Here is a 23,572-nt window from a genome sequence, read left to right as displayed (position 1 = left end):
ACCCGGAACGACGAAGCCCCGCTGCGCCTGAGGCGTGCGGGGCTTGCGTGGTGGCTCCGACCGGCGTCGATCCGGTGACCTTTCGATTTTCAGTCGAACGCTCTACCAACTGAGCTACAGAGCCGTGAGGGAACCAGCCCTCGAACGAGAACGCCGGTCCGAGGACCGGCGCTTCGAGCGACCCCGACGGGACTTGAACCCGCGACCTCCGCCGTGACAGGGCGGCGCGCTAACCAACTGCGCTACGGGGCCTCGTGTACTGCTGCGAGACCTTCTTGCTGTACTGCTGTTCCTGCTCGTACCCCCAACGGGATTCGAACCCGTGCTACCGCCGTGAAAGGGCGGGGTCCTAGGCCGCTAGACGATGAGGGCTAAGTCCCGCCCCCGGCGGCGAGGCGCCGGGAACCGGTGATGAGCATACGTGGTCATCGGCCCGATCTCCAAAGCGAGTCGGCCCGGGGTCGGTGGTGGGCCGCTGAGCAGGCAGGATGGTGGGGTGTTCGAGATGGCGCGCGAGGAGTTCGAGGATGCCGTCCGTGACGCGCTCGACGGGATCCCCGAGGAGCTCGCGCGCGTCATGGACAACGTCGTCGTGCTCGTCGAGGACCACGCGCCGCCCGACGAGCCCGACCTGCTCGGCCTGTACGAGGGCACGCCGCTCACCGAGCGCACCTCGTTCTGGGCCGCGGGCTCGTTGCCGGACCGGATCTTCGTCTACCGCCTGCCGACGCTCGCCATCTGCGACACCCGCGACGACGTGATCGAGGAGGTGGCGATCACCGTGGTGCACGAGATCGCCCACCACTTCGGCATCGACGACGACAAGCTGCACGAGCTGGGGTGGGGCTGATGGGTCACTCGCACTCCCACGGCCACTCCCACGGCCACACCCACGGCACTACCGCCGCGCACGCGCACCGCGGCCGGCTCGCGGCCGTCCTCGGGCTGACGCTCACCGTGATGGTCGTCGAGGTGATCGGCGGCATCGCGTCCGGCTCGTTCGCGCTCGTCGCCGACGCCGGCCACATGCTCACCGACGCGGCGGGGGTGGCCCTCGCGCTGGGCGCGACCGCGCTCGCGGCACGGCCCGCGACCGCCGAGCGGACGTTCGGGTGGCAGCGGGCCGAGATGCTCGCCGCGCTGGTCAACGGGCTGCTGATCCTCGTCGTCGGCGTGCTGGTCCTGGCCGGCGGCGTGCGGCGGATCGTCGACCCGCAGGAGGTCGAGGGCGGGCTCATGCTCGTCGTCGCGTGCGTCGGCCTGGTGGCGAACGGGATCGGGCTCGTGCTCCTGGTGCCTGGTCAGCGCGACTCGCTCAACGTGCGTGGCGCGTACCTGGAGGTCCTCGGCGACCTGCTCGGCTCGGCGGCCGTCGTCGTCGCGGCCCTCGTCGTCCTCGCCACCGGCTTCGAGCGGGCCGACGGTGTCGCGTCCGTGCTGATCGGCCTGATGATCCTGCCGCGGGCCGTCGGCCTGCTCCGGCAGGTGGCGACCGTCCTGCTCGAGGCGACCCCCACGGGCGTGGACCTGGCCGCGGTGCGCGCGCACATCTGCGGGGTGCCGGGCGTCGTGGGCGTGCACGACCTGCACGCCTGGACCATCACGTCCGGGGTGCCGGTCCTCTCCGCGCACGTCGAGGTGCCCGACGCCGTGCTCGAGCGCGGCGAGGCGGGACGCGTGCTGGACGACCTGCGTGGCTGCCTGGCGGGCCACTTCGACGTCGACCACTGCACCTTCCAGCTCGAACCCCCGTCGACAGGCACAGAGCCCCACACCCACGCCTGACCCCGGGGTAGCGCTCGCGGGGTGGGGGCTGTGCGGTGGGTAGGGTCGGACCCATGGTTGCTGTCGGGGTCGTGCTGCTGCCGCAGGATCGGTGGGCCGTGGCCCGGGAGAAGTGGCAGCGGGCCGAGGAGTGGGGCTTCGACCACGCGTGGACCTACGACCACCTGTCCTGGCGGACGCTGGTGGACGAGCCGTGGTTCGCCACCGTGCCGCTGCTGGCCGCTGCGGCTGCCGTCACGGAGCGCATCCGGCTCGGCACGTTCGTGGCGTCCCCGAACTTCCGCCACCCCGTGCCGTTCGGCAAGGACGTGCTCGGGCTTGACGACGTCTCCGGCGGGCGGCTGCTGCTGGGCCTCGGCGCCGGGGGTGAGGGGTTCGACGCCGGTGTGCTCGGCCCCGCGCCGACCCGCGGCGAGCGCACGCGCCGGTTCGAGGAGTTCGTCGACGTCCTGGACCGCCTGCTGACCCAGCCCCGGACCGACCACGCCGGGGAGTTCTACGAGGCGCACGACGCCCGCATGATCCCGGTGCCGGCCACGCGTCCGCCGCTCCTGCTGGCCGCGGCCGGCCCGAGGACCATGGCGCTCGCGGCCCGCCGCGGCGACGGGTGGGTGACGTACGGCTCGTCCTTCGTGCCCGACGAGGTCAGCGACGACCGGGACGCCGCGCACGAGCACTGGTGGGCGGAGCTGGCGACCGCGTCGGCGCAGATGGACGCCGCCGAGTCCGCCGCGGGCCGCACCACCCCGCTGCGCCGCTACCTCAACCTCGACGGCGCGCCGATCTTCTCCCTCGAGTCCGCGCAGGTGGCCATCGAGGGGATCGAGCGGGCGGCGGCGCTCGGCTTCACGGACGTGGTCGTGCACTGGCCGCGCGACGAGGGCATCTACGCCGGCCCGCAGCGCGCGCTCGAGGAGCTGGCCGCGGCCCTGCCGGGGCTGCAGGCGCTCGAGCCGGCGACCCGCTAGAGCCGCCACCCGGGCAGGGACGGCGCAGCCCCACGCCGCGCGCTGCGACGTGGGGCTGCGACGTGGGGCTGGGCGGTGCGTCAGTGGGCGAGCGCGACCTCGGGGGCCGGACCCGGACCCGCGGGCGTGGCCGCCAGGCGTGCGGCCCGGTCGGCGCGGGTGCGGAACATCGTGGCCGCCATGACGATGCCGATCGCGAAGATCCCGGCCGACCACGTGTAGGCGGTCGAGTAGCCCTCGAGGGCCGCCTGGGCCAGCACGTCGGGCGTCTTGGCGGCCTGGTCCGCGATGTACGCGGTCGTGGCGGTCGCGGCCAGGGTGTTCAGCAGCGCGGTGCCGATGGCGCCACCCACCTGCTGGCTCGTCGAGACCATCGCCGAGGCGGCACCGGCCTGCTGCGGCGCGATGCCGAGCGTCGCGAGCTGGAACGACGCGGGCATGATCGAGGCCATCCCGACGCCCAGGATGACCAGGCCGGGCAGGACCTGCCAGTAGGTGCTGTCGACCTCGAGCGTGGTGAACCACAGCATGCCGAGCGCGCCGAGCGTCATGCCGATCGGCACGAGCACCTTGGGGCCGAACCGCGGCAGCAGGATGTTGCTCATGATCTGCGCGGTGATGATGATCGAGACGATCATCGGCAGGAACGCGACCCCGGTCTGCATCGGGGTGTAGCCGAGCGTCGCCTGCAGGTAGTAGGTGACGAAGAGGAACGCACCGAACATGCCCGACCCCGCGACGAGGATCGACAGGAACGAGGCGCCGCGGTCGCGGTCGAGGATGACGTTGAGCGGCAGCACCGGGAACTCCGCGACGCGCTGGCGGGCGACGAACGCGACGAGCAGCACGACGCTCGCGACGAGCGAGCCCCACACGTACGGGGAGTCCCACCCCTTCGGCTCGGCCTGCGAGAAGCCGAACACCAGCGCGAACAGGCCGGCCGAGCCGAGCAGCACGTCCGGGATGGCGAGGTGGCCGTGGCTGGCGTGGCGGCTGCTCGTCAGCAGGATCGAGCCGGCGACGAACGCGATGACCGCGATGAGGACGTTGACGTACAGGTTCCAGCGCCAGTCGAAGTTCTCGGTGAGGAAACCGCCGAGCAGCAGGCCGATGGCGCCACCCATGCCGGCGATCGCGCCGAAGACGCCGAACGCGCGGGCGCGCTCCTTGGGGATCGTGAACGTGGTGGTCAGAACGGACAGGGCGGCCGGGGCGAGCACCGCGCCGAAGGCGCCCTGCAGGGCGCGGGCGCCCACGAGGAGCTCGAACGTCTGCGCGGCACCGCCGAGGGCGGACGCCGTCGCGAAGCCGACGAGGCCGATGAGGAACATGCGGCGACGCCCGAACATGTCGGCGAGGCGACCGCCGAGCAGCAGCAGGCTGCCGAAGGCGAGGGCGTACGCGGTCACGACCCACTGGCGGTCGTTGTCGGAGAAGCCGAGGTCCGCCTGCGCGGACGGCAGGGCGATGTTCACGATGGTCGCGTCGAGCACGACCATCAGCTGCGCCAGGGCGACCGTCGCGAGGACGAACCAGCGGCGGCGGCCGGTGTGGTCGGGCGTGGGGGGTGTCGAGGACATGGGGGTGCTCCGGGGACGTCGTGGTCGGTGGGGCGACTCTAATACAGAACTTCGGAGTTCCGGAACCCCCAAGTTCCGGAACTTGTCCGTGTCGATTCACGGTAAGGTGGGCCGCGCGAGAGAGCGGAGGCCCCCATGCAGGTGCACGACGAGGACGTCGTCGAAGCCGTCCCCGCGCGTCGACCCGGTCGTCGACGCGACGACTCCAAGGACGACGTGATCCTCGAGGCGGCGCGCGAGCTCATCGCCGAGCGCGGCTACGAGGGCATGACGATGGGCGCCGTCGCCGAGCGCGCCGGCACCGGCAAGGCCACCGTGTACCGCCGCTGGCCGTCGAAGGTCGAGCTCACCGTCGACGCCGTGATCTGCGGCCGCGCGATGGTCCTCACCGTCGACGACGTCCCCGACACCGGCTCGCTGCGCGGTGACCTGATGGCCACGCGCGGCCGGCCGCAGGGCGCCCGCAACGACGAGCTCATGCACGGCCTGCACCAGGCCGCCCAGGCCGACCCGCAGGTCGCAGCCGTGTTCCACGAGCAGTTCGTCACCGCCCGGACGGCGCTGATGCGCGGCCTGCTCGAGCGCGCGCTCGAACGCGGCGAGATCGCCCCCGGCCGCGACCTGGACATGATCGCGACCGTCGCCCCGGCGATGATCGCCTACCAGAAGGTCGTCGCGGGCCGGAAGGTCGGTCCCGAGTTCATCGAGCGGATGATCGACACGATCATCCTGCCGCTCGCGACCGGGGAGTCACCCCAGGCCTGACCGCCTCACGCGCGCGTCGCCTCCCACGCCGTGCGTCGCGTGGCCTGCTCGACCGGGTCCGGCACGGGCAGCGACGCGAGCAGCCGCTGCGTGTACGGGTGCTGGGGTGCGCCGAGGACGTCGTCGCCCGCGCCCTGCTCCACCACCACGCCGCGGTGCAGCACGACGATCCGGTCCGCGAGCATGTCGACGACGGCCAGGTCGTGGCTGATGAACAGGCACGCGAACCCGAGCTCCGACTGCAGACGTGCGAACAGGTCCAGCACGCGAGCCTGCACCGACACGTCGAGCGCGGAGGTCGGCTCGTCGGCGATGAGCAGCTCCGGGTCGAGCGCGAGGGCGCGTGCGAGCGACGCCCGCTGGCGCTGCCCGCCCGAGAGCTCGTGCGGGAACCGGTCGCCGAACGCACGCGGCAGCTGGACGGCCTCGAGCAGCTCGTCGACCCGCCGGCGGGCCGCGTGCGGCGAGGACGCCACGCCGTGCACGACGAGCGGCTCGGCGATGCACTGCGCGATCGTGAGCAGCGGGTTGAAGCTCGTCGCCGGGTCCTGGAAGACGAACCCGATCCGCTTGCGCACCGGCCGGAACCGGCGCTCGCGCACCCCGTTCATCTCGATCCCGAGGACCTCGAGCGACCCGTCGCTGACGGGCGTCAGGCCACCGATCGCCCGGCCGATGGTCGTCTTGCCGCTGCCGGACTCGCCGACGAGGCCGACGACCTCGCCGGGGCCGATCCGCAGGTCGACGCCGTCGACCGCCGTGAAGCCCGGCGTGCGCAGGCGACCCGGGTAGGTGATCCGCAGGCCGCGTGCCTCGACGATCGCCGGGCCGTCGCGGTCGACGACCTTGCGAGCGAGGCTCGCCTCGGCGCTCTCGGCCCGGTCCCGCAGCCGCAAGCCGCCGACGCGGGGGACCGCGTCGAGCAGCGCTCGGGTGTAGGCGTGCTGGGGCGACGCGAACAGGTCCGCGACCGACGCCTGCTCGACGATCTCGCCGTCATACATGACGGCGACCCGGTCCGCGAGGTCCGCGACGACGCCCATGTTGTGCGTGATCAGCACGATGGCCGTGCCGAACTCGGACGGCAGGCGGCGCAGCAGCTCGAGGATCTCGGCCTGCACGGTGACGTCCAGCGCGGTCGTCGGCTCGTCGGCGATGATCAGGCTCGGGTTGAGGACGAGCGCCTGGGCGATGACGATGCGCTGCTTCTGCCCGCCCGAGAACTGGTGCGGGTAGTGGTCGACGCGGTGCTCGGGGTCCGGGATGCCGACCCGTCGCAGCACGTCGATCGCCCGCTCCCGGGCCTCCGCGCGCGACAGCCCGCCGTGGGCGCGCAGGCCCTCGGCGATCTGCCAGCCCACCGGGAAGACCGGGTTGAGCACGCTGGACGGCTCCTGGAAGACCATCGCGGCGTCGCGACCGCGCACGGCACGCAGCCCCGCCCCGGACAGGGTCGTGACGTCGTGCGGCGAGGAGCCGTCGGGCCGGCTGAGCAGCACCGCGCCGGAGGTCTCCGCGGTCGAGGGGAGCAGCCCGAGGATCGAGCGCGCGGTGACGGTCTTGCCCGAGCCGGACTCGCCGACGACGGCGAGCACCTCGCCGGGCTCGACGTGCAGGCTCACGCCGCGCACGGCGCGCACCGGCCCGGCGTCCGTGTCGAACGTGACGGTCAGGTCCTGGATGTCGACGACGCGGGTCATGCGCGCTCTCCGTCCTCGGCCGTGGGGCCGGACAGGGGGAAGTCGGGTGGGCCCTCGAGGTCGTCCATGCCGCCCACGCCCTCGGGCCCGGCGCTGAGCACGCCGCCCGGCACCACGGTCGTCGTCCCGACGACGCCCGCCGTGGCCGCGGCCCGACGACGGGTGCGCAGCCGGGGGTCGGCCAGGTCGTTGAGCGACTCGCCGACCAGGCTCACGCCGAGGACGGCCAGGATGATCGCGACGCCCGGGGGGATCGCGGTCCACCAGATGCCGCTCGTCACGTCGGCGAGCGCCTTGTTCAGGTCGTAGCCCCAGTCGCCGGCCTCGGTCGGCTCGATGCCGAAGCCGAGGAACCCGAGCCCGGCGAGCGTCAGCACGGCCTCGCCCGCGTTGAGCGTCACGATCAGCGGCAGGGTGCGCGTCGAGTTGCGCAGCACGTGCCGCGTCATGATCCGGGTGTGGCTCGATCCGACCACGCGGGCCGACTCGACGAACGCCTCGGCCTTGATCCGCACCGCCTCCGCACGGATCACCCGGAAGTACTGCGGGATGAACACGACCGTGATCGAGATGGCCGTGGCGAGGATGCCGCCCCACATCGAGGACTGGCCGCCGCTGATGACGATGGCCGCGAGGATCGCGAGCAGCAGGGAGGGGAAGGCGTAGATCGCGTCGGCGACGACGACGAGCACGCGGTCGAGCCAGCCACCGAAGTAGCCGGAGACCAGCCCGATGGCGACGCCGAGGAAGATCGAGAGCAGGACGCCGATGACGATCGTGAGCAGCGCGGTGCGCGAGCCCCAGATGACGCGGCTGAGCACGTCGAACCCGCCGACCGTGGTCCCGAGCCAGTGGTCGGCGGAGGGGCTCTGCTGGGCGCCGAACAGCACGCCGTCGGCGCGGATCTGGGCCCAGCCGTAGGGCGCGAGCAGCGGTGCGAAGATCGCCGTGAGCAGGAAGAGCGCACTGAGCACGAGCCCGGTGACGAGCATCGTGCGCTGGAGGCCGACGCTCGCGCGCAGCTGGTGGACGACGGGCAGGCGCTTGTAGAGCGGCGCGCGCTCGGGGATGACGGTGGTCATGTCAGTACCTGATCCGGGGGTCGACGAGGGCCGCGATGACATCGACGAGGAAGTTCGTCACGGCGACGATGACGGCGAGCAGCGCGACCAGGCCCTGCACGGCGACGAAGTCGCGCGCCAGCAGGTACTGGACCAGCTGGAAGCCGAGCCCCTTCCACTCGAACGTGGTCTCGGTGAGGACGGCACCGGCCAGCAGCATGGCGATCTGGAGGCCGATGACGGTGATGATCGGGACGAGCGCGGGGCGCCACGCGTGCTTGCGCAGCAGCCGGCGCTCGTGGACGCCGCGGGAGCGGGCGGCCTCGACGTAGCCGGTCGACAGCGTGCCGATGACGTTGGTGCGCACCAGGCGCAGGAACACCCCGGCCGTGAGCATGCCGAGCGCGATCGCGGGCAGGATGGCGTGCTCCAGCACGTCCTGCACCGCGGCGGGGTCGCCCGTGCTGATCGCATCGATCAGGTAGATCCCGGTCCCCGCGCCATGGCGCTGCAGCTCGATCTCGGTGCCGGTGGTCGCGCGGCCCGCCACGGGCAGCCAGTCGAGCCACACGGAGAACACGAGCTTGAGCAGGATGCCGGCGAAGAAGACGGGCGTCGCGTAGACGACGACCGCGGAGATCCGCAGCGTCGCGTCGATCCCGCGGTCGCGCCGCGCGGCGGCGATGCGCCCGAGCGGGATGCCGACGACGAACGCGACGACCAGCGCGTACGCGGCGAGCTCGAGGGTCGCCGTGCCGTACGTGAGGAGCACCTCGGTGACCGGGCGGTGGTCGGAGATCGTCGTGCCGAAGTCGCCGCGCAGGATGCTGCCGAGGTAGTCGAGGTACTGGACGAAGATCGGCCGGTCGTAGCCCGCACTGTGGATGCGCTCGGCCAGCTGGTCCGGAGGGAGGCGGCCGCCGAGGGCCGCGGTGATCGGGTCGCCCGTCGCCCGCATCATGACGAACACGGTCGTTACCAGGATGAGGATCGTCGGGAAGATCAGCAGGAAGCGGACCAGGAGGTAGCGGCCGAGGCCTCCGCCGGACTTGCGGGGTCCGGTCTTGGTGGTGCCGGGGAGCGTGGCCGGATCGACGTCGGTCGGCTCGCTCGTGGTGGTCGAGGTCATGAAGATCCTGACGTGGTGCGGGCGGGGCTCGTCGGTCTTACTTCGACAGTGCCGCGTAGCGGAACTTGAAGGAGGCGTCGAGGGTGTCCTCGGTGCCCTTCACGTCCTTGCCGACCACGGCGACCTGGGCGCCCTGCAGGTACGGGACCGTGGACAGGTCCTTGGCCTCGAGGTCCTGGATCTGCTCGATGAGCTTGGTCCGGGCGTCGGCGTCGGCCGTCGTGGCCTGCTGCAGGATCAGGTCGTTGACCTGCTGGTTCTCGTAGTGGTTGGACAGGAAGTTCTTCGTGAGGAAGAACGGCGTCAGGTAGTTGTCGGCGTCCGAGTAGTCCGGGAACCAGCCGAGCTGGTAGGCCGGGTAGACGTCGGCGACGCGGTCGTCGGAGTACTGGCCCCACTCGGTGGACTTCAGGTCGACCGCGAACAGGCCGTCCGTCTGGAGCTGGTCCTTGATCATCGTGTACTCGTCGGTCGACGACGGGCCGTAGTGCTCGCTCGAGTACTGCAGCTTGAGCTCCACCGGCAGCGTCACGCCGGCGGCCTCGAGCGTCTGGCGCGCCTTGGCTGCGTCCGGAGCGCCCTTGCCGTCGCCGTACAGGCCCTTGAGCGACTCGGTCGCACCGGTCAGGCCGTCGGGCACGAACGAGTACAGCGGCGTGTAGGTGCCCTTGTAGACCTGGTCGGCGATCGCCTGGCGGTCGATGAGGTCGGCGACGGCCTGGCGCACGGCGAGAGCCTTGGCCGGGTCCGCGCCGTCCGCCTTCGCACCGTACGGCTGGGTGTCGAAGTTGAACGTGATGTAGCGGATCTCGCCGCCGGGACCGTCGACGACCTGGACCTTGTCGTCCTTGCGCAGGCTGTCGATGTCCGTCGCGGCCAGGCTGCGGAACGCGACGTCGATGTTGCCCTGCTGCACGTCGAGCTTGAGGTTCGACGACTCGGCGTAGTACTTGACGTTGACCTCGGCGGTCTTGGGCGCGCCCAGGATGCCCTTGTACCCGGCGTAGGCCTTGTACGCGACGAGGTTGTTGAGGTCGTAGTCGGTGATCTCGTACTGGCCGGCGAAGGCGTTGCCCTAGACGATGTCGGCGTCCGGCGTGAGGGCGTCGGGGGAGAAGACCTCCTCGTCGACGATCGGGCCCACGGGGCTCGACAGGATCTGCGGGAAGATCTGGTCGTCCTTCGACTTCAGGTGGAACACGACCGTCGTCGGGTCCACGGCCTCGGTGCTGTCGAGGTTGTACAGCAGCGAGGACGGGCCGTTCTCGTCGGCGATCTTGAGCTGACGGTCGAACGTGAACTTGACGTCCGACGACGTCAGGTCGTGGCCGTTGGCCCACTTCAGGCCGGCCTTGAGCTTGACGGTGTACTCCGTCGGGCCCGTGAACTCCGCCGACTCGGCGATGTCCGGCTCGACGTCCGGGCTGCCGTAGGGGGTGTTCAGCAGGAACGGGTAGACCTGGTTCATCACGGCGAACGACCCGTTGTCGTACGACCCGGCGGGGTCGAGCGAGGTGACCTTGTCGGTGGTGCCGATGGTCAGGGTGCCGCCGGCGCCGTCGCCCGAGGCGCCGTCGTCGTCGTTGTTGCTCGAGCATGCCGTGAGCACGAGGGCACCCACGGCCAGTCCTGCGGTCGTCGCGACGAGGCGACGCGGGTTTCCAGCAAGCGAAGACATCCGGTTCCTCTTCCGTCAGAGCCGCCCGTGGTGGCCGGCTTGATTCCAGGTGGACGGTTGTCTAGCACACAGATGTGTCACAGGTCACGCACTTGCTACCGGGGAGTAACGCCGCGGTCTCAGGTTGGTCTCGGGCACGGGTGAGCGTTCACACGCGCGCCTGAGGGGCGACGGGCCGGTGGGCCGTCGCCGCAGGTCGCGGTGCTGCTACAGGCCGAGCGTCTGGCGCTTGGCGGCGGCGAACTCCTCGTCGTCGAGGACGCCGGACTCGTGCAGCCGGACGAGGCGGTCGAGCTTGTCCGGCACGGACCCGTCGAGGTCGACGACGTCCGCCTCGTCCTCGGGGACGTCGGGGACGTCGATCAGGCGCGGCTCGTCGGGCTTGGCAGCCCGCGCGCCGACCTTCGTCGCGTCGTACGCGCGGGTCCCTGCGTCGACCGCGGCGCTCGCGAACGTCACCGCTCCGGCGGCCGCTCCGGCCACCACGGGTGCCGCCTTCGACTTCAGGGTCGCCTGCGTCTGGGGGCTCACCGGGAGCTTGTCGATGCCCTTGCCCAGGGCGTCCGCCGTGCTCGACCCGATGTCGAACGCGCGGATCCGGTCGCTCATCGTCTTGCGCTTCTCAGCCACGTGACTCCCAACCTGGTTCGCGTCTGTCGGTGTCTGGGAGCGTACCTCCGGGCCCGCCGACCGGCGATCCCTCGCTGGCGTGGTGCCGCTCGCCGCCCGTGGCCGCAGGTCTCGTCGCAGCGTTCGTGCTGCTCAGCGGCGTGACTCCTGCGTCCATCCCTGCAGCGATCGGGGCGACGCGGCTCGCGGGTCAGGCGCCGGCGGCGACCGCACGCAGCTCGTCGAGAACCGTGCGGATCCCGTCGGCGAGGTCGCCGTCCGCGGGACCCGAGACCCACGCCTCGAACCCGATCCGGAACGCCGTGACGCCCGCCTCCGCGGCGACCGTCGCCGTCGCCGCGGGGGTGCCGCGCTCGCGCAGCGCGGCGGCGGCGGCGGTCGCGAGCGTGGCCATCTTGAGCAGCTCGCGCTCCATGAGGCTCGAGTTCGCCGCGACCACCGCCGCTCGTCGCACGGCGTGCTCGCGGGTCTCGCCGAGCAGCCGCCCGATGGCGGCGAACGCGTCGCCGACGACCTCGAGGGGCGCCAGCCCGTCGGGTGCCTGCGCGATCGCCTCGACGAGCATGGTCTGCAGCGTCCCCGACCCGTCGAACAGCACCTCGCGCTTGTCGGCGAAGTGCCGGAAGAAGGTCCGCTCGGTCACGCCGGCGCGCTCGGCGATGTCGCCGACCGTCGTCTGCTCGTACCCGCGCTCGGCGTAGAGCTCGAGCGCGACCTGTGCCAGCCGGCTGCGCGCACCCGGTTCCCATCGACCCATGACGAGCAGTGTAGTGATGACAGGATCTGACATCGGGTCTACAGTCGGTGATGACAGCAACTGACATCACTGAGGAGTTCCCCATGCGCGTCTTCGTCACCGGAGCATCCGGTTGGATCGGCTCGGCCGTCGTCCCCGAGCTGCTCGCGGCCGGCCACCAGGTCGTCGGCCTCGCGCGGTCCGACGAGTCGGCCGCCCGCATCGTCGCCGCCGGCGCCGAGCCCCACGCAGGGAGCCTCGACGACCTCGAGAGCCTGCGCGCGGGGGCCGAGGCCGCCGACGCCGTGGTCCACCTCGGCTTCAAGCACGACTTCTCCGACATGCCCGGCGCCTGGGCCACCGAGCGCGCCGTCGTCCAGACGTTCCTCGACACGCTCGAGGGCTCGGACCGCCCGTTCCTGCTCGCGTCCGGCACGGCCGGTCTCGCGCCCGGGAGCGTCGTGACCGAGCGCACCCCGTCGCTCGCGGTCGGCCCCGGGTCCCCGCGCGGCGGGGCCGAGAACCTGGCGCTCGACTACGCCACGCGCGGGGTCCGGTCGGTCGCGCTGCGCTTCGCGCCGACCGTGCACGGCGAGGGCGACCACGGCTTCGTCGCGACCCTGGCGGGCGTCGCCCGCGAGAAGGGCGTGGCGGGCTACGTCGGCGACGGCGCGAACCTCTGGCCGGCGGTCCACCGCCGGGACGCCGCGCGACTCGTCGCGCTCGCGCTCGACAGCGCACCGGCGGGCACCGTGGTGCACGCGATCGGCGAGGAGGGCGTGCCGGCGCGTGCCATCGCGGAGGCGCTCGGCCGCGGGCTCGACCTGCCTGCCGCGTCGATCGCGCCCGACGACGTGGACGGGCACTTCGGCTGGATCGGGCGGTTCTTCGCGCTCGAGATCCCGTCCTCGAGCGCGCTCACGCGTGAGCTGCTCGGGTGGGAGCCGCGCGAGGCCGGGCTGCTGGCCGACATCGAGGCGGGGTTCTACACCGGCGCGTGAGCCGTGCGGCGCGCGCGGGGACCTCGCCCTCGCGCGCCGGCGGTGCCTCGTCCGTTGTGCGGCAGACTGCGCCCGTGGACGACCTGCGCGCGAGCCTCATCTCCGGCTTCCAGTGGCGGTCCGATCCCCCTGTGTGGCCGGCGACGCGCACCTACTACGCCGACTACACCGCCTGGTGGCGCGACCCCACCGTGCTCGCCCAGATCGGACCCGCGCTCGCCGCCTTGGCCGGTGACCACGAGCCGACAGTCGTCCTCGGGACCGAGGCCCACGGCTTCCTGCTCGGGCCTCTCGTGGCCCTGCACCTCGGGGTCGGCTTCGCCGCGGTGCGCAAACAGCCCGAGCGCACCTCGGACGACGAGGTGTGGCTGGTCCGGCGCACCCCACCCGACTACCGGGACCGGCACCTCGATCTCGCCGTCCGTCGCTCCGTGCTCCGACCGGGGGACCGGGTGCTCTTCGTCGACGAGTGGGCCGCGAGCGGCGGCCAGGCGCTGGCGTGCCAGCAGCTGGTGGGCGATGCGCGCGCCACGTGGCTGGGTGCCGCGGTCGTGGTCGACGCCCTCGAGAACTCGGCGGACCGACGGAACCTGAACCTCCGAGGCCTGCTCCACGTGCGCGAGCTGCGGCATCGGTGAACCGGGCGACCGGTCGTGGTGGGCCCCGTGGGGATCGAACCCACAACCCGCGGATTAAAAGTCCGCTGCTCTGCCAATTGAGCTAGAGGCCCGGTGGATCGGGAGTTTAGCCGGGCGGGGCTCCGCGCGAGCTGGGCGAGTCCGCAGGCTGTCGCGTGCGCAGCACCCAGACGGCGCCTCGTCCTCGCACGCGTGGCGTCGACGTCGAGCCGCAGGACGCGTTCGGTACGGCACCCTGTTCCGCATGGACGTCCGTGCGGCAACGACCGTGGCCATCGCCGGCATGCTGCTCGTGGTTGCGACCGCATGCACCTCGACCTCAGGTCCGGCAGCCCGCCCGCCTCTGCCCTCGCCGATCGCTGAGGCGAGTGAGCGTCCGAGCTTCGAGGCGTGCCGACGGGAGCCCGCTCGCGTGGAGACGACGAACCTGCGACCCTCCGAGCTGACCCAGGCGGACCGGGCGACGGTGCTGGCGTGGGGCGGCGCGGTCCCCGACGGGCGCGTCGTCCTCGAGCACGCGACAGACCTGACCCTGCCGCTGGGAATGCTCGGATTCGGCAACGGGTACGACGCCTCGGTCGGGGGCATCGGCGGGGTCCAGCTGCACAAGGTCGCTCCGGCGGGGACATCGGCACCGGTCACGTTGGCGGTGCTGGACAGCCCGACCTCGGGACGGCGGGTGGCCTTCCTCGAGGTGCGGGTCGGCACCGGGGTGCCTGTCCGGTGGGAGGAAGACGCCGAGCTCGGGTTCGTGACCGACGGCGGGGACGGTGGCGTGTGGGCCCCGGCGAGGCTTGACGAGGAGGCGGCCGACGACGCGGCCGCGTTCGACTCGATCGAGGCGATGTACCCGGACGGCGACTCAGCCAGCGGGAACGTCTGCGTCCTGCGGTCGACGAGTGCCGGCGTGGACGGGGTCCAGTTCCCTGCGGGGATAGGCGACGGTGGGTACCCCACCTTCGTCGGCTACGACGCAGCGGGCCACGAGGTCAGTGTCGTCTCGCACGGTCTCATGATCCCGTGGGCGCTCAGTGGGCTACCGGGTACTCCTCCGCCGGGGGCAGACCTCTGACGTCGGCGACCAGTCCTCGGACGGCGCGGTAGACGTGTGCTCGGAGGAGCCGGTCAAGGATCGTCGCCCGTTCGACGTCGGTTCGTGACCCGTGACCGGCACACTCGTGCCGTGCCAGCGCCGACCGCCCCGCCCGTGCTCGCTCTCCCGCGAGACCCACGGTGGGTCCGTTGGTTTCTCCCGACGGGCATCACCGCGATGGTCGTCGGGGCCGTCGCAACCGGGCTGATGGCGCTCGTCCTGATGGTCACGATGATGTCCGACCCCGCGACCCCGTGGGTGGGCCTGGTGCCTGCTGCCGATGGCGCGCCGACGCTCGTCGTCCAGCGCGAGGGCGCCCGGGGCGTCACGGAGATCTCGGTCGAGGCAGGAGGGGCATCGCGCGACGTCCTCTGGTCGATCGACCGGGTGCCTGGCGCGGACTGGGACGGCGTCGTCCCGATCGGTACCGTTCCGCCAGCCTTTCGCCAGCGCGTGCCTCAAGGCGAGGGCCCCCTCCCGGCGGGCTCGACGATCGTCGTGACCAACGGCTGCTACGCCTCCTACCTCACGATGCCGCGGGGGACGCTGGAGCCTGGGGTCGTCACCACGGAGGACGGACCGGTCCTTCCGGACGAGTTCTCCAGCGACGGGGGCGGCTTCACGCCCTGCGGCTCCGCGGACCTGGACGTGCCGCTGGCGATCGCCGGTGGCGGTGTTGCTCTTTTCGTCGTCGGCCTCGTCCTGCTCGTGGTTTCGGCCGCTCGTCGGCGCACCGCCTGACGTCTGCCGAGCGGGCTGCTCCACTCCGGGGGTGCGCGTTCGCTCGAAAGGGTGGCCTTCGGCTGTGCCCGCCCCCAACGTCTCATCAGGTGCGCGCCGGGACCGAACGGAACGGCGACCGGTCGTTCTCGACCGGCACCTGACGAACGAAGGGTCCGCACCTCATGCGTATACGACTGTCCGGCCGCCGCGCCACCGCCACCGCCGTGGCGCTCGCGGGCGCGCTCGTGGTTACCGGTGCCGCCACCGCGGTCGCCGTCTCGCCCGAGCCCACCGCCGAGCTGGCTCACGACAACGGCGTGCGCGAGTACCCGTGGTTCGACCAAGGCGCAGCGCCGCAGGAGGAGTCCGCCCCCGACGAGCCAGCCGCGCAGGACGAGGCCGCCGCCGAGCCCGAGGCGCAGGAGGTTCCCGCGGTGCCCGACGAGGCCGTCGCGCCGGAGCAGGACACCACCGCGCCCACGCTGACGTGGGAGCACACGGACGCGCCGACGACTCGCGTCGAGGACCGGTCCGTCGACGTGGTGTGGACCTTCGCCGACGACGTGACCGCCGACGGCCCTGCGCAGACCTTCGTCCAGCTCGACGACGACGCGCCCGAGCTGTGGGCGAGCAGCACGTGGTCGACCGACCCGGATCTCGACGGTCTCGCGGACGGCGAGCACACCGTGACCGTGACCGCGAGCGACGAGGCCGGCAACTGGTCTGCACCGCTGACCTACTCGTGGGTCCAGCTGCCGCCCGCCGCGGCGGCTCCGGAGGTCACGCTCGACGAGGCACCGTGGGCCGACGACGCCGACCCGGTGACGGGCCCGAGCGCGACGTTCGCGCTGTTCACGCACTACGACCTCGGCCCCGAGTACGCGGTGGAGACCTTCTACGCGCTCGACGGTGCTCCCGCCGAGCGGGTCGACGAGGACGGCGAGCTCACGTTCGACGGGCTCGCCGCCGGTCGGCACACGCTCAGCGTCTACGCGGTCAGCGACGTCGACGGCTCGTCGGCGCCGCTCGAGCTCACCTGGGTCGTCACGGGCTGACAGCGCCTCGCGCCGCCCGGCGGGCTACCCGCCGGGCGGCGTGAACTGGCTGGCCGTGAAGACGGCCCCCTGGGGGTCACGGATGGTCGCGGTCCGCGTCCATCCCGTCTCCTCCGTCGCGATCACCGTGCCACCGTGCTCGTCGGCGAGCGCTGCCACGGCGTCGCGGTCGGCGACCGTGAACGAGACGTGCCAGTGCGGGGACTCGGTCTGTCCGAGCGGTGCGATCCAGCCGATCGCGTCCGCGAAGCCTGGGGGAGCGGACACGCTCGCCTGCCGCTCGTGGGTGCCCGGGTCGATCGTCGCCGCGAGGTGGTCGTCGTAACCGGGGACGCGGATCAGCGTGCCGAAGCCGACGTCGACGACCTCCCACCCGAAGGCCTGCTCGTAGAACGCCCGACCGGCTGCCGGGTCGCTGGTGTGCAGGTCGCTGAAGTTCCAGGCGCCGGGCTCGTTGACGACCTGCGCGCCGAGCCGCCGCTTCGGCAGCCACAGGCGGAGCGAGGCGCCCTGGGGATCGGTCAGGGCGGCCCACGTGCCGCCCTCGCCGGCGACGGTCGGCTCCGCGGTCACGGTGCCTCCGGCGCCCGCGACGCGACGGAGCGCGTCGCCGAGGTCCTCGACAGCGACGTACGTGTGCCACGTGGGGTCGCCGGGGTCCTCACCGTCGGGATCCGACGGCCCACCGATGCCCGCGGCATCGCGACCGTCGACCTGGGCGATCACGTACCGCGTCGGGAGGCCGGGAGGCGTGGCGTCGTGGAACTGCCAGCCGAGGACGGGGCCGTAGAAGGCCTTGGCGCCCTCGACGTCCCGCTGCTCGATGTCGACCCACGAGGTCACGCCCGCGGGGTACGTCCGCTGCTGATCGGTCATCCAGGCAGGCTACGAACAGGCACCCACACGGAGCCGACCCCTACCGCTCCTCGCGGTCGTCGGAGCATGCTGGCGTCGTGGGATCCGTCGACGACGGGACAGTCCTCGGGCGCGTGACGCTCATCCTCGAGCTGGTCGAAGCGGCTGGCTGCCTCAGCCAGGCCGACCTGGCCCGGCAGTCGAGCCTGCCCAAGCCGACCGTGCGTCGCATTGCGGGTGACCTGACGCGGCGCGGGATGCTGACGCGCTGCGTCGACGGCTACGAGCTGGGGCCGCGACTGGCGAGCCTCGGGGCCGCGGCGCTCGGCCACCACCCGTTCCGTGTCGTCACGGCGCCGTACGTCCAGGACCTGCTCGCGCGCACCGGGCAGGTGGCGTTCGTCATGGGGCTGGAGCGTGACCTGACGCTGGTGACGCTGCACGTGGCCTACGGGCACCAGCGGGCGCCGGCCGTGAGCAGCACGCTCGGTGGCTGGCCGCCGGTGGAGCCCGTCGAGCCGGCTCTGCTGTTCAAGGCGGCTGGGCGCATCGCCTACGCCGAGCACCCGGACCGCGTCGACGCGCTGCTGGCAGCGGGCGTGCGGCGGCCGACGGGGCACTCCACGCCGACCCGCCGCGCGCTGCTCGCGGCGATCGACGCGACGCTCGTCGACGGCACGGCGGTGGAACGCGAGGAGCACACCCCCGGCTGGGCGTGCATCGCCGCTGGCGTGCGCGGAGCGGACGGCACGGTCGTCGGCATCGTCGGGGTGATCGGGCACGGGGGGACGTGGGACCCCGAGCGGGTACGGCATCCGCTCGCGCGGGCCGCCGACGCGCTGGCGGCCGCGATCCCGCTCGCGGAGGCAGACGCGCGCCGGGCACTCGCCGCGCACCGGGGCCGCTGAGTGGCCCAGGTCGCGTGACGGCGTGCGGAGCGGGCTGCACGCTCGGATCGGGCGAGCCCTCGCCCGATCCGAGGTGGCGCCATGGTCGCAACGACACGCACGGTCGTCGAGCTCGGTCTCGCCCCGGACCCGCGCGGACGACGCGGCGTCCGGGGCCTCACACCTCCGAGCGCCGTCGCGGGTGCCTGGGCGGCCCTCGTCGGGCTCGTCGTGATCGTGATCCTGACCGGCACGCCCGCTGCCGGGCCCGACGAGCCGACGGGAGCCGTGAGCCCTCCGTGCCTGCCCTGCGACTCGGCGTCGCGGTACGACGCGGACACCTTCGCGGACCCGCCGGCCGGCCCGCAGCGGATGGGTTCGCCGTGACCGGCTGACGGCCGCGTCGCGCAGCGGGACGGCCGCCGCCGCAGGGATACCGGCGTCCGGCGGTGCGAGCTACGTTGTCGAGATGGCCGCTGCCCCCGCCGACTGGTACCCGGACCCGCATGCGCCTGCGCGCCTGCGGTACTGGGACGGCGCGCGGTGGACGGGCTACCTGGTCGACCCCGAGCGGCCCGGCGTGGTCCGGTACGAGCGCCCGCCGTGGGTGCCCGCCGTGCCGGGCGGGATCAACGTGCCCCTGTCGGTCGCGGTGACGGCGTCCTTCATCTGACGCCGCCACCCGGGCCCGTCAGCGCCCGACGGCGGACAGGGCCTCGAACTCCTCGTCGGTCAGCGAGATCTCCGCGCCGGCGACGTTGTCCTCGAGGTGCGCCACGCTCGACGTGCCCGGGATCGGCAGCACCACCGGGGAGCGGCGCAGCAGCCAGGCGAGCGCGAGCTGCGAGGGCGTGGCGTCGTGGTCAGCAGCGAGCGACGCGAGCGGGCTGCCCTCGCCCGACAGCTTGCCGGTCGCGAGCGGGAACCACGGGATGAACCCGATGCCGCGCTCGGTGGCCCAGTCGAGCAGGGCCTCCGACGAGCGGTTGGTCAGGTTGTACAGGTTCTGCACCGAGACGATCGGTGCGACCTGCTGCGCGGCCTCGGCCTGCTCGACGCTGACCTCGCTCAGCCCGATGTGGCGGATCTTGCCCTCGTCCTGCAGGGCCTTGAGCTCGCCGACCTGGTCCTCGAGCGGGACCTCGGGGTCGATGCGGTGCAGCTGGAACAGGTCGATGCGCTCGACGCCGAGCCTGCGCAGGCTGAGCTCCGCCTGCTGGCGCAGGTAGGCGGGGCGACCGACCGGCGTCCAGACGCCGGGGCCCTGACGGGTCAGCCCGGCCTTGGTCGCGATGACGACGTCGTCGGCGTACGGGTGCAGGGCCTCGCGGAGCAGGTTCTCCGCGACCTCGGGGCCGTAGCTGTCGGCGGTGTCGAAGAACGTCACGCCGAGCTCGACCGCACGGCGCAGGACGCGGATGGCCTCGTCGCGGTCCTTCGGCTCGCCCCAGACGCCGGGTCCGGGCAGCTGCATCGTGCCGTAGCCGAGGCGGGTGATCTCGAGGTCTCCGCCGAGGCGGAAGGTGCCGGACGCGGCGGCGGGACGGGTGGACTCCTGGGAAGTGGTCACGTGGGTACGACGCAGGGCCGGCCACGGTTATTCCAGGCCGAGCTCCAGCAGCGTGCAGGAGAAGTCGCCGAAGTCTCGTCGGCCGACCGCCGTGAACCCGTACGCCTCGTAGTACGCCTGGAGGGTCGGGTTGGTCGTGCGGCAGTCGAGCCGGAGCAGGCCGACGCCCGCCTCGCGCCCCTGGTCGGCGGCCCAGTCCAGCAGGGCGCGGCCGAGGCCGTCGCCGCGTCGTCGGCGGGCCACCATCAGGCCGTGGACGTACACCGCCGGGGTGTCGTCGGCGCCCCAGAAGTCCGGGTCGGACCACAGCAGGCGGACCGTCGCGGTGAGCCCCTCGTCGTCGTGGACCAGCAGCCACTCGCCCGCGTCGACCTGGGCCGCGATCCGCTCGCGCGGCAACGAGCCGACCGGCCACTGGTCGAGGCCGCGTGCGGCCATCCAGTCCTCGAGCGAGCGGCGCAGCGCGTGGATCTGCTCGACGTCGCCGGGGGCGGCGGGAGTGAGGGAGAGCGGCACGGCACGACGGTACGACGTCGTGGTCAGGGCGTGGCCGACGGGCTGTCCGGGTGCATCAGCCGTGTCGTCTCGTCGACGATCCGGGCGACCTCCGCGTTGGTCCGGTTGATCGCGATGACGGGGACGGCGACGTAGGCGCTCAGTGCCGCGACCAGGGCGAGGGCGCCGGCGACGACGACGACCCGGCCGGCCGGGGGCGCGCCGCGGTACGTCGCGCGCTGGTAGTCCCGGAACGACTTCACGGCCGCCGCGACCGCCCCGACACCGAGCAGGATCCACATGTTGCCCGGCCCGTCGAACGTCAGGCCGATCGCGGCCGCCGCGGCCAGCGCGGCCAGCGCGAGGACGAACAGGGTGATCGCGTTGCGCCGCACGCGATACGCGGCGGCGATGCGGTTGAGCTGGTACTCGGGGCTCTGGGTGACGGCGTCGGCGAGGTTCGCGGACTGGCCCAGGCGGACGGGGACGGTGGTGCCGAAGCCGGACGTCGGCGCCTCGAGCTCCCACGGCGGTGCGGTCGTCGTGACCGTCCCGACCGGAGTGACGGGCGTCGTGCGCTCGGTCCACCCGTCTCCGTCGAACCACCGCAGGACATCGGGCGTCGTGCCGTCGTCGTACCACCCGGGTGGCGGGAGCTCGCTCACGACGGTGATGCTCGCACGTCGAGCGCCCCCAGGTGCGGTCCGTCGCGCGCGGTTCACCCGCGTGCGCTCACGCGTCCTTGATGTGGATCTGCTCGCCCTGCGGGCTGAACAGCCCGAGCAGCTCGACCGTGTGCTCGTCGGCGCTGGCCATGCCGTGCGGGGTGCGCGTGTCGAACTCCGCCGCCTCACCGGTGGCGAGCACGGTGATCGAGTCGGCGAGCTTGAGGTGCGCGGTCCCCGACAGCACGTAGATCCACTCGTAGCCCGCGTGGGCGTTCTGCGCGATCGGGTCGCCGGTGCGGCCCGGCAGGATCATCTTGAACGCGTGCACGCCCTCGGCGTGCGGGGTCAGTGGGATGAAGATGCGGTTGCCCCGCCGCTGCGGGCGCGGGTGCACGCGCGGGTCGCCGGAGGCGGGGGCGCCGACGAGGTCGTCGAGCGGGACGCGGTACGCCTGCGCGAGGGGCAGCAGCAGGTCCAGGCTCGGCCGGCGCAGCCCCGACTCCAGGCGCGACAGCGTGCTGACCGAGATGCCGGTCTGGTCGGCGACCTCCGCGAGCGTGCGGCCGCGGCGGGTGCGCAGGTCACGCAGCCGCGGGCCCACCGCGTCCAGGACGTCGTCCAAGCCGGTCACGCGCACACCTCCGAGTTTGCTGTTTCGGCAACAAGGATTGCACGGACTGGCGGCGGGCGCGCAGAGTGTCGCCATGAGCGAAACCTGGGACGTCGTGGTGGTCGGTGGAGGCAGCGCGGGACTGAGCGCCGCGCTGATGCTGGTGCGGGGACGACGACGCGTCGTCGTGCTGGATGGCGCCGCGCCGCGCAACCGGTTCGCGCCGCACATGCACGCGGTGCTCGGGCACGACGGCCTGCCGCCGACCGAGCTGCTGGCCAAGGGCCGCGCCGAGATCGAGGGCTACGGCGGAGTCGTCGTCGGCGCGCAGGTCGTCGGGGCGTCCCGGTCCGACGAGGGCTTCGTGGTGGAGGTGGCGGGCGGCGAGACGTTCGTCGGCCGACGACTGGTCGTGGCCAGCGGGCTGCGCGACGAGCTGCCCGCTGTCCCCGGCCTCGCCGAGCAGTGGGGACGCGGCGTCGTCTCGTGCCCGTACTGCGACGGCTGGGAGGTCCGCGACCGGCGGATCGGCGTGCTGGCCGCCGGCCCGGGCAGCGCGGCGCGCGCCCAGCTGATCCGGCAGTGGTCGCCCTCGCTCGTCTTCCTCACCAACGGGACGGGCACCCCCGATCCCGACGAGCGCGCCGAGCTCGAGGCGCGCGGCATCGAGGTCGTCGACGCGCCTCTCGCGCGCGTCCTGACCGACGGCGACGTGCTCACCGGCGTCGAGCTGGTCGGTGGAGCGGTCGTCGACCTCGACGTCATCTTCGCGATGCCGAGCCCCACCCCGCACGACGAGGTCCTCCTGCAGCTCGGCGCGGAGCGCAGCGGCGGCTTCGTGCCGGTCGACGAGTTCGGTGCGACCGCCGTCCCGGGCGTCTGGGCTGCGGGCAACGTCGTCAACCCACGGGCCAACGTGCCGGTCGCGATGGGCGCCGGCGCCAGCGTCGGCGCCATGGTCAACCACGACCTCGTCACCGAGGACGTCCGCCTCGCGATGGCGGTGTCGGCATGAGCGCCACCGAGAGCGAGACGTACTGGGAGGACCGCTACCGCGACCGTGAGGCGGCCTGGGGGACCAGGCCGAACGCGGTCCTCGTCGACGTCCTCGGCGGCCTCGACCTGACGCCCGGTGATTCCCTCGACCTGGGCGCCGGCCACGGCGGCGACGCCTTCTGGCTGGCCTCGCTGGGGTGGCGCGTCACCGCGGTGGACGTGTCCGCGACGGCCCTGGCCCGGGTCGCCGAGGGGGCAGCGGAACGTGGGCTCGCCGTCGCGACCGAGCAGCACGACCTGACCCGCACGCTGCCGGACGTCGCGGTCGACCTGCTGACCGCGACCTACTTCCAGACGCCGCTGGAGATCGACCGCGACGCGATGCTGCGCCGCGCGGTCGGCCTCGTCCGTCCCGGCGGGACCCTCGTCGTCATCGACCACGGCAACGCCCCGCCCGGATCGCGGCTCGCGCACGCGCACCACCACTTCCCGAGCGTCGCCGAGACGTGGGCCTCGCTCGCTCTCGACGACGGCTGGGACCTCGTCCGGATCGACGCGCCCGTGCGGCGTGCGACGGCACCCGACGGAGAGCTGGCCGACCTGACGGACAACGTCATCGTGGCGCAGCGCCAACCCTGACGCTGGCACCGCGGGCGCTGCCATCGATGCGGCACCCCGCGCCCGTCGCGGCTGCGGACCTCCCCGTCGAGCCGGTCGCGGTGCCAGGCATCGGGCGGCCGACAAGGGTGCGCGAAAAGCGGGCTCACAGACTCCGAGCGCGCACATTCGTGCCGACCAATTCTCGGACGGCCGACGACTCGTGTCCTCGCAGGTCAGGGCAGCGCGGCCAGGTGGTGGAGCGGCGGTGTCCGGTGCGTCGCGCTTGCCCGAATATCACCCGAACTCTTGACCGATTTCACCCGGTCTGACTAACGTCGCAGATGAAGGA

The 23,572-nt window shown here is 72.7% G+C and carries 25 protein-coding genes, 4 tRNA genes and 1 pseudogene; 14 read left to right on the top strand and 16 right to left on the bottom strand.

The annotated features are described in order from the left end of the window. Nucleotides 1–48 precede the first annotated feature (48 nt). From EDF34_RS06900 to EDF34_RS06890, 3 genes are all read right to left on the bottom strand, one after another. Nucleotides 49–124: transfer RNA gene (locus tag EDF34_RS06900), tRNA-Phe, on the bottom strand. 54 nt (nt 125–178) lie between these two features. Further along, nucleotides 179–252: transfer RNA gene (locus EDF34_RS06895), tRNA-Asp, on the bottom strand. Between the two features lie 47 nt (nt 253–299). Then, nucleotides 300–372, bottom strand: a tRNA-Glu gene (locus EDF34_RS06890). Between the two features lie 133 nt (nt 373–505). Between EDF34_RS06890 and EDF34_RS06885 the strand changes: the two genes are divergently transcribed. From EDF34_RS06885 to EDF34_RS06875, 3 genes are read left to right on the top strand one after another with little or no spacing between them, the layout of a single operon-like run. Beyond that, complete coding sequence (locus tag EDF34_RS06885) at nt 506–850, top strand: metallopeptidase family protein (RefSeq protein WP_123370739.1); 345 nt, start codon at nt 506–508, stop codon at nt 848–850. Next, a complete protein-coding gene (locus EDF34_RS06880; protein ID WP_123370738.1) occupies nt 850–1,785 on the top strand; it encodes a cation diffusion facilitator family transporter in 936 nt (311 codons plus the stop codon). The genes EDF34_RS06885 and EDF34_RS06880 overlap by 1 nt, the downstream gene beginning before the upstream one ends. Nucleotides 1,786–1,838: 53 nt before the next feature. After that, nucleotides 1,839–2,753, top strand: coding sequence for an LLM class flavin-dependent oxidoreductase (locus tag EDF34_RS06875; protein ID WP_123370492.1), 915 nt, complete (start codon nt 1,839–1,841; stop codon nt 2,751–2,753). Nucleotides 2,754–2,833: 80 nt separating this feature from the next. Here EDF34_RS06875 and EDF34_RS06870 read toward each other — a convergent pair whose 3' ends face one another. Further along, on the bottom strand, nt 2,834–4,333 hold the full coding sequence (locus EDF34_RS06870; RefSeq protein WP_123370491.1) for an MFS transporter: 1,500 nt from the start codon (nt 4,331–4,333) through the stop codon (nt 2,834–2,836). Between the two features lie 135 nt (nt 4,334–4,468). Here EDF34_RS06870 and EDF34_RS06865 point away from each other — a divergent pair, with 135 nt between their 5' ends. After that, entirely contained in the window at nt 4,469–5,098 is a 630-nt protein-coding gene (locus EDF34_RS06865) for a TetR/AcrR family transcriptional regulator (RefSeq protein WP_123370490.1), read from the top strand. A 5-nt stretch (nt 5,099–5,103) separates the two neighbouring features. Here the strand turns inward: EDF34_RS06865 and EDF34_RS06860 are convergent, their stop codons facing one another. From EDF34_RS06860 to EDF34_RS06835, 6 genes and pseudogenes are all read right to left on the bottom strand, one after another. Then, nucleotides 5,104–6,798 (bottom strand): ABC transporter ATP-binding protein, encoded by a 1,695-nt coding sequence (locus EDF34_RS06860; RefSeq protein ID WP_123370489.1) that lies wholly within the window; start codon nt 6,796–6,798, stop codon nt 5,104–5,106. After that, entirely contained in the window at nt 6,795–7,880 is a 1,086-nt protein-coding gene (locus EDF34_RS06855) for an ABC transporter permease (RefSeq protein WP_123370488.1), read from the bottom strand. The genes EDF34_RS06860 and EDF34_RS06855 overlap by 4 nt, the downstream gene beginning before the upstream one ends. Before the next feature lies 1 nt (nt 7,881). Continuing rightward, nucleotides 7,882–8,988: an ABC transporter permease gene (locus EDF34_RS06850; protein ID WP_123370487.1), complete on the bottom strand. Its 1,107-nt coding sequence runs from the start codon at nt 8,986–8,988 to the stop codon at nt 7,882–7,884. Between the two features lie 37 nt (nt 8,989–9,025). After that, nucleotides 9,026–10,666: pseudogene (locus EDF34_RS06845) on the bottom strand (ABC transporter substrate-binding protein). Nucleotides 10,667–10,873: 207 nt separating this feature from the next. Then, nucleotides 10,874–11,296: an SHOCT domain-containing protein gene (locus tag EDF34_RS06840; RefSeq protein WP_123370486.1), complete on the bottom strand. Its 423-nt coding sequence runs from the start codon at nt 11,294–11,296 to the stop codon at nt 10,874–10,876. A 190-nt stretch (nt 11,297–11,486) separates the two neighbouring features. Next, on the bottom strand, nt 11,487–12,053 hold the full coding sequence (locus tag EDF34_RS06835; protein ID WP_123370485.1) for a TetR/AcrR family transcriptional regulator: 567 nt from the start codon (nt 12,051–12,053) through the stop codon (nt 11,487–11,489). Between the two features lie 83 nt (nt 12,054–12,136). Here EDF34_RS06835 and EDF34_RS06830 point away from each other — a divergent pair, with 83 nt between their 5' ends. Beyond that, complete coding sequence (locus EDF34_RS06830; protein ID WP_123370484.1) at nt 12,137–13,033, top strand: SDR family oxidoreductase; 897 nt, start codon at nt 12,137–12,139, stop codon at nt 13,031–13,033. A gap of 74 nt (nt 13,034–13,107) precedes the next feature. Then, nucleotides 13,108–13,671, top strand: a complete 564-nt coding sequence (locus EDF34_RS06825) for a phosphoribosyltransferase family protein (protein WP_233575218.1) — start codon at nt 13,108–13,110, stop codon at nt 13,669–13,671. 16 nt (nt 13,672–13,687) lie between these two features. Here EDF34_RS06825 and EDF34_RS06820 read toward each other — a convergent pair. Continuing rightward, a tRNA-Lys gene (locus EDF34_RS06820) sits at nt 13,688–13,763 on the bottom strand. 320 nt (nt 13,764–14,083) lie between these two features. Here EDF34_RS06820 and EDF34_RS06815 point away from each other — a divergent pair. The 3 genes from EDF34_RS06815 (at nt 14,084) to EDF34_RS06805 (ending at nt 16,542) form a co-directional block, all read left to right on the top strand. Beyond that, the gene (locus EDF34_RS06815) at nt 14,084–14,743 is read left to right on the top strand and encodes a DUF4241 domain-containing protein (protein ID WP_158615054.1); all 660 of its coding nucleotides are present in this window, start codon (nt 14,084–14,086) and stop codon (nt 14,741–14,743) included. A 111-nt stretch (nt 14,744–14,854) separates the two neighbouring features. Next, nucleotides 14,855–15,505: a hypothetical protein gene (locus EDF34_RS06810; RefSeq protein WP_148076590.1), complete on the top strand. Its 651-nt coding sequence runs from the start codon at nt 14,855–14,857 to the stop codon at nt 15,503–15,505. Between the two features lie 164 nt (nt 15,506–15,669). Further along, nucleotides 15,670–16,542, top strand: a complete 873-nt coding sequence (locus tag EDF34_RS06805; RefSeq protein WP_148076589.1) for a hypothetical protein — start codon at nt 15,670–15,672, stop codon at nt 16,540–16,542. 24 nt (nt 16,543–16,566) lie between these two features. On the opposite strand, the gene EDF34_RS06800 is transcribed toward EDF34_RS06805, so the two are convergent. Further along, the gene (locus EDF34_RS06800) at nt 16,567–17,418 is read right to left on the bottom strand and encodes a VOC family protein (RefSeq protein WP_123370480.1); all 852 of its coding nucleotides are present in this window, start codon (nt 17,416–17,418) and stop codon (nt 16,567–16,569) included. 77 nt (nt 17,419–17,495) lie between these two features. Between EDF34_RS06800 and EDF34_RS06795 the strand changes: the two genes are divergently transcribed. The 3 genes from EDF34_RS06795 (at nt 17,496) to EDF34_RS06785 (ending at nt 18,957) form a co-directional block, all read left to right on the top strand. Then, nucleotides 17,496–18,305, top strand: a complete 810-nt coding sequence (locus EDF34_RS06795; protein WP_123370479.1) for an IclR family transcriptional regulator — start codon at nt 17,496–17,498, stop codon at nt 18,303–18,305. A gap of 81 nt (nt 18,306–18,386) precedes the next feature. Further along, nucleotides 18,387–18,671 carry a hypothetical protein gene (locus EDF34_RS06790; protein ID WP_123370478.1) on the top strand — a complete coding sequence of 95 codons (285 nt, stop codon included), beginning with the start codon at nt 18,387–18,389 and terminating at the stop codon, nt 18,669–18,671. Between the two features lie 82 nt (nt 18,672–18,753). Beyond that, a complete protein-coding gene (locus tag EDF34_RS06785) occupies nt 18,754–18,957 on the top strand; it encodes a DUF2510 domain-containing protein (protein WP_123370477.1) in 204 nt (67 codons plus the stop codon). Between the two features lie 18 nt (nt 18,958–18,975). On the opposite strand, the gene EDF34_RS06780 is transcribed toward EDF34_RS06785, so the two are convergent. The 4 genes from EDF34_RS06780 to EDF34_RS06765 all read right to left on the bottom strand — a co-directional run bounded on the left by EDF34_RS06780 (nt 18,976) and on the right by EDF34_RS06765 (nt 21,648). Beyond that, complete coding sequence (locus EDF34_RS06780) at nt 18,976–19,854, bottom strand: aldo/keto reductase (RefSeq protein WP_123370476.1); 879 nt, start codon at nt 19,852–19,854, stop codon at nt 18,976–18,978. 27 nt (nt 19,855–19,881) lie between these two features. Beyond that, a complete protein-coding gene (locus EDF34_RS06775) occupies nt 19,882–20,370 on the bottom strand; it encodes a GNAT family N-acetyltransferase (protein WP_233575217.1) in 489 nt (162 codons plus the stop codon). Between the two features lie 23 nt (nt 20,371–20,393). After that, complete coding sequence (locus tag EDF34_RS06770; RefSeq protein WP_158615053.1) at nt 20,394–21,014, bottom strand: DUF2510 domain-containing protein; 621 nt, start codon at nt 21,012–21,014, stop codon at nt 20,394–20,396. A 67-nt stretch (nt 21,015–21,081) separates the two neighbouring features. Next, nucleotides 21,082–21,648 carry a helix-turn-helix domain-containing protein gene (locus EDF34_RS06765; RefSeq protein ID WP_233575216.1) on the bottom strand — a complete coding sequence of 189 codons (567 nt, stop codon included), beginning with the start codon at nt 21,646–21,648 and terminating at the stop codon, nt 21,082–21,084. A 73-nt stretch (nt 21,649–21,721) separates the two neighbouring features. Between EDF34_RS06765 and EDF34_RS06760 the strand changes: the two genes are divergently transcribed. Together EDF34_RS06760 and EDF34_RS06755 are read left to right on the top strand one after the other, a co-directional pair. Further along, complete coding sequence (locus tag EDF34_RS06760; RefSeq protein WP_123370473.1) at nt 21,722–22,642, top strand: NAD(P)/FAD-dependent oxidoreductase; 921 nt, start codon at nt 21,722–21,724, stop codon at nt 22,640–22,642. Continuing rightward, nucleotides 22,639–23,262 (top strand): class I SAM-dependent methyltransferase, encoded by a 624-nt coding sequence (locus EDF34_RS06755; RefSeq protein ID WP_123370472.1) that lies wholly within the window; start codon nt 22,639–22,641, stop codon nt 23,260–23,262. Before EDF34_RS06760 ends, EDF34_RS06755 begins: the two co-directional genes overlap by 4 nt. Nucleotides 23,263–23,572 lie beyond the last annotated feature (310 nt).

Origin of the sequence: Cellulomonas sp. PhB150, from assembly GCF_003755175.1 — a bacterium.
Classification (GTDB): Bacteria; Actinomycetota; Actinomycetes; order Actinomycetales; family Cellulomonadaceae; genus Cellulomonas.
Note: the sequence above shows the minus strand (reverse complement) of the source record. Positions and strands in the feature narration are given on the sequence as shown.

Excerpts from the sequence above, each read along its gene's own strand:
- EDF34_RS06885 (WP_123370739.1), top strand. The coding sequence starts at position 506 with ATGGCGCGCGAGGAGTTCGAGGATGCCGTCCGTGACGCGCTCGACGGG.
- EDF34_RS06880 (WP_123370738.1), top strand. The coding sequence starts at position 850 with ATGGGTCACTCGCACTCCCACGGCCACTCCCACGGCCACACCCACGGC.
- EDF34_RS06875 (WP_123370492.1), top strand. The coding sequence starts at position 1,839 with ATGGTTGCTGTCGGGGTCGTGCTGCTGCCGCAGGATCGGTGGGCCGTG.
- EDF34_RS06870 (WP_123370491.1), bottom strand. The coding sequence starts at position 4,333 with ATGTCCTCGACACCCCCCACGCCCGACCACACCGGCCGCCGCCGCTGG.
- EDF34_RS06865 (WP_123370490.1), top strand. The coding sequence starts at position 4,469 with ATGCAGGTGCACGACGAGGACGTCGTCGAAGCCGTCCCCGCGCGTCGA.
- EDF34_RS06860 (WP_123370489.1), bottom strand. The coding sequence starts at position 6,798 with ATGACCCGCGTCGTCGACATCCAGGACCTGACCGTCACGTTCGACACG.
- EDF34_RS06855 (WP_123370488.1), bottom strand. The coding sequence starts at position 7,880 with ATGACCACCGTCATCCCCGAGCGCGCGCCGCTCTACAAGCGCCTGCCC.
- EDF34_RS06850 (WP_123370487.1), bottom strand. The coding sequence starts at position 8,988 with ATGACCTCGACCACCACGAGCGAGCCGACCGACGTCGATCCGGCCACG.
- EDF34_RS06835 (WP_123370485.1), bottom strand. The coding sequence starts at position 12,053 with ATGGGTCGATGGGAACCGGGTGCGCGCAGCCGGCTGGCACAGGTCGCG.
- EDF34_RS06830 (WP_123370484.1), top strand. The coding sequence starts at position 12,137 with ATGCGCGTCTTCGTCACCGGAGCATCCGGTTGGATCGGCTCGGCCGTC.
- EDF34_RS06805 (WP_148076589.1), top strand. The coding sequence starts at position 15,670 with ATGCGTATACGACTGTCCGGCCGCCGCGCCACCGCCACCGCCGTGGCG.
- EDF34_RS06800 (WP_123370480.1), bottom strand. The coding sequence starts at position 17,418 with ATGACCGATCAGCAGCGGACGTACCCCGCGGGCGTGACCTCGTGGGTC.
- EDF34_RS06790 (WP_123370478.1), top strand. The coding sequence starts at position 18,387 with ATGGTCGCAACGACACGCACGGTCGTCGAGCTCGGTCTCGCCCCGGAC.
- EDF34_RS06785 (WP_123370477.1), top strand. The coding sequence starts at position 18,754 with ATGGCCGCTGCCCCCGCCGACTGGTACCCGGACCCGCATGCGCCTGCG.
- EDF34_RS06760 (WP_123370473.1), top strand. The coding sequence starts at position 21,722 with ATGAGCGAAACCTGGGACGTCGTGGTGGTCGGTGGAGGCAGCGCGGGA.
- EDF34_RS06755 (WP_123370472.1), top strand. The coding sequence starts at position 22,639 with ATGAGCGCCACCGAGAGCGAGACGTACTGGGAGGACCGCTACCGCGAC.